A 12,915-nucleotide genomic window follows, 5' to 3' on the forward strand; every position below is an offset into this window, starting at 1 on the left:
GACTTTTCAGAAAAAATTATACAGTACAATTATAAAAAAATAAAGTTAGATTTTAACCATTTAAGAATGATTACTTACTTTTCTCAGAAAAAGCCTTTTCTAAACTAAGTAATAGAAAATGATACGTTAATTCATAATTATAATTGCCGATTTTTGATGAGACAATTCTATCTATCTCCAGGGCAAGTTCATAAGGTATATGCTCAATTCCAAGGTTGTTTTCTAATACCCATAAGCATACTCTTGCCAGAATAACTAAAAAGTCGAACTCTTTCTTAGTAGAAAGAATTTTAGTTAGCTTCAATAGCACATCTTTTTGATTTACACTATCTTCTATAAGCTTATAAAGGCTTATGTAAATACTCAGCAGATCGTCCTCTTCCAGCAGTTCATCTATACTAAGGACTTTGTAATCATTATTTACTATTCTCCCTTTAAACTCGGGATTTAAAATTATCAATTTTTTCAGGAATGGATCTTTTATTTCAGATGAAATCGTTTCAATCTCTCGTCTAATATTAAACCTTTGCAATCTACTGCGAACAGTGGGATATAGTGAGTTCCAGCTTGTAGTAGTAAGAATTATTACTGAATATTCAGGAGGCTCTTCCAAAATTTTAAGCAAAGCATTTTCTGCTTCTGGAAGAAGTCTCTCAGCATTTATAAGTAACACAAATTTTTTTCCTGCCTCAGGGGCAAAACTCAGAAACTCTTGAAGAGTTCTAACATTCTGTATGGTTATGTTTTTTCCTTCAATAAGTAAAAGATTTTCTAAGCGATTTGAACTGAATAATTCAGCAATCTCAAGTGCTTTTTTCTTCAAATAAGCAGCGTTGTCTCCTACAAAAGCCAAAGAAATGCCTGAAGATTTTTCGATGGTATTTTTTATGTGATTAATTATCTCCATGTGTATCACCTGCGGTATATATTTAAAAACGATTTATAAATTTTTCTGGAAGATTTTCAATGAATCCATCGTAAATTATCTTTCCTCTTGAAAGAACTATGACTCTTTGCGCTATATCGAAAAAGAATTCAGCATGATGTGTTGCTATAATTATACCTTTTTGCAACCTTATTATTTCCTTAATTAGTTCTTTTACAGCAGTTCTATCATATTTGTCCAACATGGCTGTTGGTTCATCCAATAGTAAAAACTCAGGTCTCATAGCTAAAATGGAAGCTATAGCAAGTTTTTGCTTCTGGCCTCCTGAAAGTAAAAAAGGATCCTTATCTTTAAATTCATATAAACCAACAACTTTTAAAACCCACTCTGCCCTTTTTTTTATTTCTTCTTTTTTCAACCCGATGTTTTCCAAACCAAATATAACGTCTTCCCAGACAGTACTACCAATTATTTGAGTTTCTGGATTTTGAAATACATACCCGGTAACATCACTGTGATCAGCATTACCAGTACACGAAATAGTTCCTTTATATGGATAAAGTCCTGCAAGAACCTTAAGTAATGTGGATTTACCTGAACCATTTTCCCCAAGCAATAATGCAACTTCTTTTGTTTTTAAAGTCAGTGTTATTGAACTTAACACTTTACTTCCGTTGTATTCTGCTGTAACATTTTCAATTTTTAACTCTATATTATCATCTCCAAAAGACTTCCCGGAGTTAATTTCAATTTTTCATACGCACTTGCCTGGTTTGCCGCAATTTCAATGTAATCTGTACTATCGTTGTGGACAAGAAGTTCTCCTTTCCCTATTTCTGCATAAAAATTTGTCACAGGTATCTTTATTAATTTGCGCCTCACCCTTAATTTTACATATTCTTTATTATTTACCCATTCGTAAGGTATATTCGTCTCAATGTTACCAAATCGATCAATATAAGCAACTTCACCTTTCAAAACATTTTCAGATTTTTTTGGCTTTATGTAAGGAATTGTCGCATAATTTGGCAGTAAATCTCCAAGCTCTTCAAACATACCTTTTGAAATGTATGCCGCAGCAGGTGAAAAAATATCGCGACCATGGAATGTATTGGAGCTTAAATAGTGGTACTTTTTATTGTTTAATTCTCTGATTTCAATAGGAGGCTGATGCTCAAACACCAGTGTAAAAATGCCATTATCTGGCCCCACAAAAAAGAATTTCTCAGTTTTTGCAGCAATCGCTTTTCTAAAGCTTCCAACTCCATGATCTACAACTGCAAGGAAAACTGTACCTTCTGGAAAATGAATCATCGTTCTATCTAAAATATACATTGCTTCTCTAACATTAAAAGGAGTAATATTGTGAGTAATGTCAATTACTTCATCATTTGTTATCTGCCTTATCACGCCTTTACAAATTCCCACATAATGAGAATTACCCCAATCTGTGAGAAACGCAATCATGCTATTCACCTCTTAAAAAATTAAAAGAATAGTTTCGTTAATTCTTTTAAATAAAAATCAACTGGTTTTATATTTAACATCGTTTCAGAATAGGGTACTTCTGTTAAAGAAAATCCCTTTATTCCTACAGCGTGATAGCTCTTACCAGCTTTGATCATTTCTATTACGTGGGATGCCATTTGAGTTGCTATTATTCTATCCATAGCGGTAGGAGTACCACCACGTTGAAGGTAACCAAGGTTTGTATACCTCCATTCTATGTCAAACTCTGGCTTTAATCTTTTTTCTATAAACTTTCCTATTATTTCCGCAGCGTTCTCATTGTTTGTACATCCGCATTCATTTTTAATTTTTTCAGAGATTTCCACTCCACTTTCTATTACAACAAGTGAAAATCTTTTTTTACCCTCGTATCTATTTCTTATGTTGTCTATCAATTCTTCAAAATTTATCTTTTCTGCATTTGTAATTATAAAGTCTGCACCTCCAGCAAGCCCACCAACTGTTGCAATCCATCCACCGGGTCGTCCCATAGTTTCAACGATCATAACTCTGTGGTGAGCTTCAGCGGTAGAGTGCAAAATGTCAAGAGCGTTTGTAACATGTTCAACAGCAGTGAAGAATCCTATAGAAAAATCTGTAAATGAAAGGTCATTATCAATAGTAGCTGGTACTAAAACAGAAGGAACATCAAATTTCATTAAATTTATAGCTGCTTTTGCTCCCAATCTACCACCAATTATAAGAAGTGATGTCAAAGAATATTGCTCAACTTTTTCTTTCACTTTGTTTATCTCATCATCTTCAGCTGGGACAAAAAGGGAAGTGCCAAGTATTGTTCCGCCCTGATGAAGAATTCCAGAAACATTTGGTCGAAGAAGCACATCTAAATCGTCTCTTAGAAGCCCCTCAAAACCATCTTTTATACCCACGACTTCTATATTTAAATTTAATCCTCTAACTACCGCTGAACGTATAGCAGCGTTTATTCCAGGTGAATCATTGCCAACACAAAGTATCCCAACACGCTTCATTCCTATTACCTCCTTACAATTGTTATCAAAACAATTGATGTAATGGCCATAAGTTTTATCAATATATTTATAGATGGTCCTGCAGTGTCTTTGAATGGATCGCCAACTGTATCTCCAACAACAGTTGCTTTATGAGCAAAAGATCCCTTGCCACCAAAATGGCCTTCTTCAACATATTTTTTAGCATTGTCCCAGGCTCCACCTGAATTTGCCATGAATATTGCAAGCATTACACCAGACACAGTTGTGCCTATTAAAAGACCTGCGATACCTACAGCTGTGAAAAACAAATATATTGCAATGGGACTTATTATAGCAAGTAACGCGGGAAGAACCATTCTTTTTAACGCCCCTTTAGTTGCTATTTGAATGCATTTTTCATAATCAGGTGTGCCTTCCCCTGTGAGAATTCCTGGTATCTCTTTGAGCTGACGACGTATTTCATTTACCATATCGTTTGCCGCGTTACCTACAGCATTCATTGTCAAAGCAGAGAAAAAGAATGGAAGCATACCTCCTATTAACGCTCCCAGAAACAAATACGGATCACCTGGAGAGATGCTCTTAATACCCGAAAGATTGCTAAAATTTGCAAAAAGTGCAAGAGCGGTTAATGCAGCGGAACCTATAGCAAAACCTTTCCCCATGGCAGCTGTTGTGTTGCCAACAGCATCAAGCGCATCTGTTATTTCCCTGACTTTTGGATCTAAACCGGCCATCTGGGCTATCCCGCCGGCATTGTCTGCGATAGGTCCGTAGGCATCCACTGAAAGACTAATTCCAATTGTTGAGAGCATTCCAACACCTGCCAACGCCACCCCAAAAAGTCCAAGAAATTTATACGAGAGTATAACAGCAAGACTTATCAATAACGTTACAGCAAAAGTTGAAGCCATACCAAGAGCTGTTCCACTGATTAAAATATTTGCAGGGCCCATAACAGCTGACTTTGCGAGCTTTTTAATCTTTCTCCCGGAAGTATAGTATTCGGTAACCAACCCTATTGTAACTCCAACAATAATACCCAATAATATTACTATAAAAATTTCAATCCATGACTTTAAAATGCTATAAAAAAAGACTGCAGCCAAAGTAAGAATACTTGCAACAAAGGTACCTGTTCTAAGTGTGTTAGCCGGGTTTTGCGTTTTTGCAGCGTTAAATAAAGTAAAGAAAATGCCAATTACAGAAGAGATCAATCCAGATATAACCACAAATATAACTGTATTGAATCCCTTTTCTCCAAAATAGTATATACCAAGCGCTAATGCAGAAAATATGGAACCAACATACGATTCATAAAGATCGGCCCCCATACCTGCAACATCTCCCACATTATCTCCTACATTGTCAGCTATAACGGCAGGATTTCTTGGATCGTCCTCAGGTAAATTTGCCTCAGTTTTTCCAACAATATCAGCTCCAACATCAGCAGCTTTGGTATAAATTCCCCCGCCAACTCTTGCAAAAAGTGCCACAAGAGAAGCTCCAAGAGCATAATAACTTATAGTTTCTATTTCATTTGTTATACGATAAATTACCGCAAGCCCAACAATCCCAAGAGTTGAAACAGTCAATCCCATAATAGCTCCGCCTGAGAATGAAACCTTTAAAGCTTCTCCAATTCCTTTAGTAGCAGCCCAGGTAGTTCTTGCGTTCGATTTTGTGGCTATCGTCATTCCAAAAAATCCTGCTAACGTTGAAAGAAAAGAGCCTATAAGTAAGGCGACTCCAGCTTTCCAGCTTATAATTAGCGAAAAAAGCAATGAAAGCCCTATCACTACCGGAAAGAAAACTTTATACTCCTGAAAAAGAAATGAACGGGCACCTTTTTGAATTATATTTGAAAGCTTGTTCGTTTGCTTGTTTCCAGGGGAATGATCCAGTACTTTAAATGTTATATAAATAATTATTGCAGCAGTTATCGCTCCTGTTATTAAAAAACTATTCAATTTTTTCTACCCCCTTAAAAAGTAACGTTGAGGGCACCGCCCCCAACGTATAGTTTTTGCAAGGAAGTCACTTCTTTATCCATTTTATAACTACAGGACTTGCAATATAAAGGGAAGAATAAGTTCCAACAATTACTCCTACAGTCATTCCAAATGCAAACGGTTTAATACTATTGCCAGAGAACAATAAAAGTATGAAGACAACTATAAAGGTAGTAAGTGATGTATTGATTGTTCGTTTTATAACCTGATTAATACTATCATTAACTAATGTATCAATAGAGCGACCTCTCTGGCGTCTTAAATTTTCCCTGATTCTATCGTAAACCACTATAGTATCGTTTAATGAGTAACCTATAAGAGTTAAAACGGCAGCGATAGCGGCAACGTTAAGTTCATAATTAAAGAATGAGAAAAATCCAAGAGTTATTATTACATCGTGAATTAATGCAAGTATCGCTCCAACGCCAAATACAAATTGAAATCGTATAGTAATGTAAAACAAAATGGCAAGGAGAGTAAATAATATAGCTTTCCATGTCAAATTTTTGATTTCCTGTGCAGCATACCCACTTGTTTCATTAAATCCTGCAACATAAGCTACTTTCCCGTTTTCTTTAAAACGAGCAACAATTTCTTCTTTTATTTTAGCTTTTTCTGCACCGGTATAAACACGGAGATTTCCATTTTCATCTTTTGGAGAAACAACTATAGAAAACTTCGTTATATTTGCTGGATCATCAACACTTTTTATCTGCGTAATACGAGATTTTTCAAATTCAGGTGCCAGGTTTTGCAATAAATTTCTCACGTAAGCTTCATCAACTCTGGCCTCTATTTTTAATATAATTTCTGAACCTCCGAGAAATTCCACACCATAATTAAAACCTCTGGTAAACATACTAACAAGAGATGCCACGATAAGAACTAATGATACAACTATGAATATATTCTTTTTTCCTATAAAATCTATCATGCCCTGGCACCCCCTTCTTTTGGAGCTTTGACTTTTATTCCACCAGAAAGTGAATCAATCAGTACTCTTGTAACTACAAGATTGACAAATAAACTACCTATTACACCGATGATAAGCGTTATAGCAAATCCTTTAATGGTTCCTGTTCCAAAATAGTAAAGGAAAAGACCAGCGATTATTGTAGTAAGGTTAGCATCGAATAAAGTCCAGAAAGATTTTGAAAATGCTGTAGCAATTGCTGCTTTTATTGAACTACCTCTCCTTAATTCTTCCTTTATACGCTCATAGATAATTATATTCCCATCCACAGTTGTACCAATTGTTAAAACGATACCTGCAATACCAGGGAGTGTTAATATAGCTCCAGTAGCAGCAAGAATTCCAAGAAGCAGGAACGTATTATAGAGAAGAGCAATATCAGCTACTATACCCATTACACCGTATACAATAATCATATAAACTAACACAATGCCTATTCCCCATATACCAGCTTTTAAAGAAGTTCTGACTATATCCGCTCCAAGAAGTGGCGCTACCCATCCAGAAGACGTTTTTTCAAGCCGGGCTGGAAGTGCACCGCTTCTTAAAATAGCTGCAAGTTGTTTTGCTTCGTCCAGGTTAAAATTGCCTCTTATTTGAGCTTTACCATCAGTTATTTTGGCAACCACAAATCCAGCAAATTGAACTCTATTATCAAGAACAATGGCTAACCTTTTTTTAAGTGCCTGTTGATAGCTTATACCACCTTTGTTAAGAATTTCTTCTGGAACATACAGCTTCTCTGTAATTTTCTTGAATATTTCAGCATATTCTTTTGCCATGGTAAAAGAAACAACGTAACCTGCTACATTGTTTTGATCAACTACTGGCATTGCTTCTACTATTCTTGGAGATACCAGCTTAAGATTTGTTATTTTCTCAATTTCCTGTCTTACAAGATACCATTTTTTTCCTTCACGATCCAGAAGCCATTGCGCTTTTTCGCGTTTTGCTTCGTTCACTAAAGCTGGATCTGTAAAAGGATTCGACGTTGCCTCATTTACAACCTGTCCAAACCATAAAACACCTGTGGAACCTATAAGTTGTTCTGCTTTTGCAGTATCAGTAGCACCTGGAATTTCTACAACTATGAATGAATTTTCCTCTCTAAAAGTTTTTTTAATTATAGCCTCTGTATATCCAGCAGCATCGAGTCTGTTTCTAAGCACTGTCCACACATCGTCTACTATTTCCGAAGGATTCTCAACAGATTGCTCTATATCAACTCGATATTCTATACGCGCACCACCGCTTATATCAAGACCTAATTTTATTCTGCTAAATAGCTTACCTATTCCCTGATAATTAGCTCCTCCAGGCCATAGCAGGGCTACAAAAGCTAAAGCTATAACAATTAATGAAATAATTGCCCGTGTTTTATCACCACGCATCTATATATACCCCCTTATTTACTATTTTGGGTTTCAGTTTTTTCCTTTATAACCCTTGAGACATATGCTTTAGCTATTTCAAGTTCTGTAGTATTAGCTGTCTTAATTTTTAATGTATCTTTTTTTACATCTAAAACTTTCCCTACAACACCACCGCTTGTAATAACAGTATCTCCACGTTTTATAGAAGATATCATTTGCTTAAACTGTTTTTCACGTCTCTTTTGAGGCAGAATTACAAGAAAATACATCATGACAAAAAATATCAATAACAGAAAAACCAGCTGAAATAATCCTCCCGCAGCACCTGGTGTAGCGGTTGGAGTAGTAGCTACTGCACCACCATCTGGTGGTCCTGCAAATACAAAATTTTTCATAGAAGCACCTCCTCAATTTTTATGATTTATGTTAATTTTAGTTTTTCTGCCGCCTTCACTACATGTTCCATTAAGATAATAGTAGTTATACGTCCGACTCCACCTGGAACCGGTGTTACAAGAGCCTTTTCTGAAACTTCCGGATTCACATCACCTACAATCCCATTATCAGTTACATTTATACCTACATCAACAACTATACTATTTTCTTTAACCATGTCTGACGTAATTAAATTTATCTTACCCGCCGCAGCTATAACAATATCTGCGTTTCTGGTAATTTGTTGCAAATTTCTTGTTCTTGTGTGACACACAGTCACAGTAGCGCTCCTATCCCTTCTGAGAAGCATTATTGCCAGAGGTTTACCAACAGTGGTACTTCTTCCAACTACCACAACATTTGCTCCAGAAAGTTTTGTAATATCTTCCAGAATTTTTACAACTGCTTCCGCTGTACAGGGAGCAAAAAATTCTGAGCCATACATTAACATTCCCATATTGTAAGGATGCCGACCTTCCACGTCTTTTTCTGGAGATATCATATTTACAGCTTCCATCTCCTCTATTCCAGGCAGCGGATGCGTCACAAATATACCATGGACATTGTTATCAGAAGAAAGTTCTCTTAAAATACTAAAAAGTTGATTTCTATTTATCGCTTCATATACCGAGTAATTTATACCGAGCTTTTTTGCAAGCTTCTCCTGATTTTTCAGGTAATTCTGTGTTGCATCATCTGGTTTCAACGTAACCGCTGCTAATGTAATTGTTTTATTGAGGGTTGAGATTTTTTCTATTATATTATTTTTTATTGTGGTCCATAAAGGTTTAATATCTATATACATTTGAAAATCCCCCCTAAAATTTCCTTAAAGGTTTCAACCCTTTCTGAAACAGAAGTCCACAAGTTTCGAACATTCCAAACCTTGTTAAGATAAGCGTAACGCCACTTAATTCAGCAGCCTTTATTGTTTCAGGCATTAACTCTCTATTTCTCACTATCACTACTGCTGGTATTCCTACCACTCCAGCAGTTCTTACACACTGCGGAGTTGCAAGACCTGTCACGAGCAAAGAGCCTTCTTCTCCAAAAGCTAACACATCACTCATTAAATCTGATGCGGCAACTTTTTCAATATTTTTATCAAGTCCATTGTTAACAATTACCTTCCCTTCAAGGAGTTCAACAATTTCTTCAAGCATCATTTTTTCTCCCCCTTGAGTAAATCTCCCGTATATTTATATTTTATAAATGCCTCATAAGTCCAGGGACAGAGTTTTTCAAATATTATAGCAATTTTAAGAGCATACTGTTGAATTTCCCACTGAGCATGCGAATCAGCTCTTAAATTCAAAAAATTCATAAGACTTCTCGCGTTCACTGTCCAGTAAAATTGTGTATATGCTGACAGCGGAAGAACTATCCTTGCAAGCTCTCTGGCAATTCCTGCCTCTAAAAGTTCTTTATACACTTTGTATGAATTATTTACAGCACCTTTAATAGCTTCAATAGTTTTGTTTTTTAAATTTTCATTATCGATTATTATTCCCTTTTGTTTATCATCTGATGTGTTTACTCTAATGTGATCTGGTATATAAAATTCATCTTTTAATTCTGTGTATCGCATGCTTGCTTCGTTGAATGAGCCTATTCTGTGTCTAAACCATTGGCGGGCAACAAATAAAGGAGTTTTTACGTGGAAAGTGAATACTATATGTTCAAATGGCGTTTCATGACCATGTTTCATTAAATAAAAAATCAATGCTTTGTCTTTTTCCGGGGTTTTTAAACCTTTATTGTAAGATACACGCGCAGCTTTTACAGCGGAATAATCGTCTCCAAGATTATCTACAAGTCTTATAAAACCACGATCAAGGACATTGTATTCCAAAGAGAGGCACCTCCATTTTCTCTAATACTTTTTTGTATCGCTCTTCATCTATAATACCATTTTTCCGCCATTCTTCAAGCTGAGTAAAATCAAGTCTTCTTGCAACACTTTTGAAAGTTAACCTGTGATGAGGAGTTACACCATAAATTTCGAGTAATTTTATATGTTTTTTTGTTGGATAACCTTTATGTGTATCTAATAAATAGTCTGGAAAAATTTTGCTGTACGCCCTTATTATTTTATCTCTCGTAACTTTCGCAACAATCGAAGCAGCGGAAATAGCAGGAACCTTTTCATCTCCTTTGACTATGCATTTATGATTGAATTCCAGCTTAAGGTTTTTCCCATCCACCAGAACGCTTTCAAAACTTATATACTTTGAGAGCATTTTCAACGCTCGATTCATAGCAAGTTCTGTAGCATGAAGTATATTTAATTTATCAATCTCTTCCGCGGTAGCCAGACCTATACCAACAACACCATTTTTGTAAATTTCAATAATTATTTTTTCACGTTGAACAGGAGAAAGCTTTTTTGAATCCTTAAGCCCTTCAATACGCCTTTTTAAATAAACTGCTGCAGCAACTACCGGTCCAAAGAGTGGTCCTCTTCCAGCTTCATCTACTCCAACTAATTTCATTCGTTCACCATCCTGTACACACTCTCAATATAGTTCACTAACTCATTTGGATTTTCTCCTGATACTATAAAAAGCCATTTGTCTTTCCACCATGCTACTAAATTTGTTTTTTGAAACCTTGTTCTCAAATAACCTCTATCAAAAAGGTTAATGGTGTAGTAATTTATTTTAAGAATGTTTCCAACTTTGCTCGAAAACTTTTTCCAGTATTTTTTCGTTTGAACAATATCATCGTATTTAAATACATACATCATACCATCAAAATTCTGAAAAAACGCATATTCTCCCTCACCTAAAACTATATCTGCGAACGCATTAGTATTTCCAAATTCTTTTAATATAAACCTTCCATCTAATATTAACACCGCACTTTTTAACGTATAACTCCCAGGAGGAACAGGTGTTTTAATAAGGAAAGAACAGGATGAAATAATAAAAACCATTGAGACAATAAAAAATATGATGACGCCTTTTTTCATAAAAGTTCACTCCTTTAGAATTCCAAAAATTGCTAATGCCTTTTCTATTATATCACGCCTCATTGCAAGGTCTGCGTGGTTAGCACCGTAAAATACAATACTTTTATCATTATAATTAGCACTCACGTATGGAACCATTCCGTCCGATAATCTAAACTCCGAAGATTCTGGAAAAATATTATCAGAAATATATTTTAACAGAAGCAATCCAGCCAGTGTTAAAGGATTTGAAAGAAGAATGTTTTGAATAGTTTCACGTGTATTGGAAAAGTTATATGTAAGTATTCCAACAAAATTAATATAGTTAACATTATCTGGAACCTCTGGAAATTTCTTTCCAAATATTATTTTTTTATAAACAGGTGCTTCTATACTTGCGCCAAATGCATTTGAAGTTATCAAAGCAAACTTAATAAGCTCAACAGTATCAAGATTCAAATTTTTAAATATTTCTTTCTTTAAAGCAAGGAACGTGGCAAGTGGAGAACCTCTGTGTGGAGTACCTGCAAAAATAACTTTCTGCACTTTTTGTTGAAATTCCTCGCTTTGAAGGGCATACCTTACAATAATACCTCCCAGACTGTGTGCATAAATATAAAATTTATCAAATTTTCTCGTAAAATTCACAAGGGACTCTCCTGTAGATTTAAAATTACATACTAAGGAAGGATATAAAAAAAGATATAGTCCCACGTTATCAGGAATACTTTTTTTAAACGCGTTTATCATAGCCTGTTTATAAATGTCCAATGGATTATATACTTCCCGCGGTGATATTCCATGAACAAGTATTATAATTGTTTTACCTTTCTGCAATTCTAACAGCTGGGGGGCAAAAGGCTTCCAATCTTTAATATCTATTGAATCGTAACTAAAAAATGGATCTTCAAGCTTTTCGAGACTTCTATATACCACTATGTTCTTTAATTTATATTCATATAAAGGTAAACTAAAACCTGAAATGAAAAAAGCATAAAAACACAACAGTAATATTGTAATTCTTCTCACAATTTAATCCTCACTTGAGTAATAAATTCTTGTTAATTTTTTAATCAGCACAATGCCCTTTCAACCATTTCTGCAAATTCTATTACATCCATTTCTAACTTCACTGTTGCTATTTCGTCTAATTCGGTGAGTCCTTTGTTTACAATAATTATTTTCCCACCACGATTTCTGTGAAATACTGGCAAATAAGCTGCGGGATAAACAACAAGGGAAGAACCAATTACTAACATCAAATCTGAATTTTCCACTAATTTTACAGCATTATTCCATGCCTGCTCTGGTAGTTCTTCTCCAAAAAAAACTATATCCGGTCTTATCAAACCGGAACATTCGCAAATTGGTATGTCATTTTGCTCCATAAGTTTCAGAACATCAGCCACTTTATAATGTTTCTTACAGCTTACACAGTAGTATTTTGACACATTCCCATGGAGTTCTATAACGTTTGCACTTCCCGCTTTTTGATGCAGATTATCAATATTTTGAGTAATTATACCCGATACAAATTTATTCTTTTCAAGACATGCCAGAACATTATGAGCTAAATTCGGCTTGGCACTAATCATTGGGAAAATAGCTTCTTTTGCAAAATTGTAAAACCGAGAAGGGTTTGAATAAAATTCTTTTATATCAAATATCTCCTGCCCATATTTTTGATATAACCCGTTTTTACTCCTGAAATCCGGAATTCCACTTGGCGTACTTATTCCGGCACCAGTTAAAACCACCGTTCTGGATGTTTTAAGTAATTCAATTGCCTTTCTGAACAACTAT

At 35.2% G+C, this 12,915-nt stretch carries 15 protein-coding genes; all 15 read right to left on the reverse strand.

Annotation, left to right across the window (positions count from 1 at the left end; genetic code table 11):
• Positions 1-70: 70 nt before the first annotated feature.
• The 15 genes from JYK00_RS09585 to JYK00_RS09655 all read right to left on the reverse strand — a co-directional run bounded on the left by JYK00_RS09585 (position 71) and on the right by JYK00_RS09655 (position 12,911).
• Positions 71-907, reverse strand: a complete 837-nt coding sequence (locus tag JYK00_RS09585) for a hypothetical protein (RefSeq protein WP_207566672.1) — start codon at positions 905-907, stop codon at positions 71-73.
• 22 nt (positions 908-929) lie between these two features.
• Positions 930-1,550, reverse strand: a complete 621-nt coding sequence (locus JYK00_RS09590; protein ID WP_228288162.1) for an energy-coupling factor ABC transporter ATP-binding protein — start codon at positions 1,548-1,550, stop codon at positions 930-932.
• 44 nt (positions 1,551-1,594) lie between these two features.
• Positions 1,595-2,353 (reverse strand): SAM hydrolase/SAM-dependent halogenase family protein, encoded by a 759-nt coding sequence (locus JYK00_RS09595; RefSeq protein WP_207566673.1) that lies wholly within the window; start codon positions 2,351-2,353, stop codon positions 1,595-1,597.
• Between the two features lie 20 nt (positions 2,354-2,373).
• Positions 2,374-3,387 carry a 6-phosphofructokinase gene (locus tag JYK00_RS09600; protein ID WP_207566674.1) on the reverse strand — a complete coding sequence of 338 codons (1,014 nt, stop codon included), beginning with the start codon at positions 3,385-3,387 and terminating at the stop codon, positions 2,374-2,376.
• Positions 3,388-3,392: 5 nt separating this feature from the next.
• On the reverse strand, positions 3,393-5,339 hold the full coding sequence (locus JYK00_RS09605) for a sodium-translocating pyrophosphatase (RefSeq protein ID WP_207566675.1): 1,947 nt from the start codon (positions 5,337-5,339) through the stop codon (positions 3,393-3,395).
• Positions 5,340-5,406: 67 nt separating this feature from the next.
• A complete protein-coding gene (gene secF / locus JYK00_RS09610) occupies positions 5,407-6,315 on the reverse strand; it encodes a protein translocase subunit SecF (protein ID WP_207566676.1) in 909 nt (302 codons plus the stop codon).
• On the reverse strand, positions 6,312-7,745 hold the full coding sequence (gene secD / locus JYK00_RS09615; RefSeq protein ID WP_207566677.1) for a protein translocase subunit SecD: 1,434 nt from the start codon (positions 7,743-7,745) through the stop codon (positions 6,312-6,314). Before secD ends, secF begins: the two co-directional genes overlap by 4 nt.
• A 14-nt stretch (positions 7,746-7,759) precedes the next feature.
• Entirely contained in the window at positions 7,760-8,122 is a 363-nt protein-coding gene (gene yajC / locus JYK00_RS09620; protein ID WP_207566678.1) for a preprotein translocase subunit YajC, read from the reverse strand.
• A gap of 26 nt (positions 8,123-8,148) precedes the next feature.
• Positions 8,149-8,967: a bifunctional 5,10-methylenetetrahydrofolate dehydrogenase/5,10-methenyltetrahydrofolate cyclohydrolase gene (locus tag JYK00_RS09625; protein ID WP_207566679.1), complete on the reverse strand. Its 819-nt coding sequence runs from the start codon at positions 8,965-8,967 to the stop codon at positions 8,149-8,151.
• Between the two features lie 13 nt (positions 8,968-8,980).
• Positions 8,981-9,328, reverse strand: a complete 348-nt coding sequence (locus JYK00_RS09630; protein ID WP_207566680.1) for a hypothetical protein — start codon at positions 9,326-9,328, stop codon at positions 8,981-8,983.
• Positions 9,325-10,014, reverse strand: a complete 690-nt coding sequence (gene thyX, locus JYK00_RS09635) for an FAD-dependent thymidylate synthase (protein ID WP_207566681.1) — start codon at positions 10,012-10,014, stop codon at positions 9,325-9,327. Before thyX ends, JYK00_RS09630 begins: the two co-directional genes overlap by 4 nt.
• Positions 9,995-10,654, reverse strand: coding sequence for a ribonuclease HII (locus JYK00_RS09640; RefSeq protein WP_207566682.1), 660 nt, complete (start codon positions 10,652-10,654; stop codon positions 9,995-9,997). The genes thyX and JYK00_RS09640 overlap by 20 nt, the downstream gene beginning before the upstream one ends.
• Positions 10,651-11,133, reverse strand: a complete 483-nt coding sequence (locus JYK00_RS09645; RefSeq protein ID WP_207566683.1) for a DUF3242 domain-containing protein — start codon at positions 11,131-11,133, stop codon at positions 10,651-10,653. Before JYK00_RS09645 ends, JYK00_RS09640 begins: the two co-directional genes overlap by 4 nt.
• A 6-nt stretch (positions 11,134-11,139) precedes the next feature.
• Complete coding sequence (locus JYK00_RS09650) at positions 11,140-12,141, reverse strand: esterase/lipase family protein (RefSeq protein WP_228288163.1); 1,002 nt, start codon at positions 12,139-12,141, stop codon at positions 11,140-11,142.
• Between the two features lie 44 nt (positions 12,142-12,185).
• Complete coding sequence (locus JYK00_RS09655; protein WP_207566684.1) at positions 12,186-12,911, reverse strand: NAD-dependent protein deacylase; 726 nt, start codon at positions 12,909-12,911, stop codon at positions 12,186-12,188.
• Between the last annotated feature and the right edge of the window lie 4 nt (positions 12,912-12,915).

This window comes from Thermosipho ferrireducens, assembly GCF_017358165.1.
GTDB lineage: Bacteria > Thermotogota > Thermotogae > Thermotogales > Fervidobacteriaceae > Thermosipho_B > Thermosipho_B ferrireducens.

Excerpts from the sequence above, each read along its gene's own strand:
- JYK00_RS09585 (WP_207566672.1), bottom strand. The coding sequence starts at position 907 with ATGGAGATAATTAATCACATAAAAAATACCATCGAAAAATCTTCAGGC.
- secD (WP_207566677.1), bottom strand. The coding sequence starts at position 7,745 with ATGCGTGGTGATAAAACACGGGCAATTATTTCATTAATTGTTATAGCT.
- JYK00_RS09645 (WP_207566683.1), bottom strand. The coding sequence starts at position 11,133 with ATGAAAAAAGGCGTCATCATATTTTTTATTGTCTCAATGGTTTTTATT.
- JYK00_RS09630 (WP_207566680.1), bottom strand. The coding sequence starts at position 9,328 with ATGATGCTTGAAGAAATTGTTGAACTCCTTGAAGGGAAGGTAATTGTT.
- JYK00_RS09640 (WP_207566682.1), bottom strand. The coding sequence starts at position 10,654 with ATGAAATTAGTTGGAGTAGATGAAGCTGGAAGAGGACCACTCTTTGGA.
- JYK00_RS09625 (WP_207566679.1), bottom strand. The coding sequence starts at position 8,967 with ATGTATATAGATATTAAACCTTTATGGACCACAATAAAAAATAATATA.
- secF (WP_207566676.1), bottom strand. The coding sequence starts at position 6,315 with ATGATAGATTTTATAGGAAAAAAGAATATATTCATAGTTGTATCATTA.
- JYK00_RS09595 (WP_207566673.1), bottom strand. The coding sequence starts at position 2,353 with ATGATTGCGTTTCTCACAGATTGGGGTAATTCTCATTATGTGGGAATT.
- yajC (WP_207566678.1), bottom strand. The coding sequence starts at position 8,122 with ATGAAAAATTTTGTATTTGCAGGACCACCAGATGGTGGTGCAGTAGCT.
- JYK00_RS09600 (WP_207566674.1), bottom strand. The coding sequence starts at position 3,387 with ATGAAGCGTGTTGGGATACTTTGTGTTGGCAATGATTCACCTGGAATA.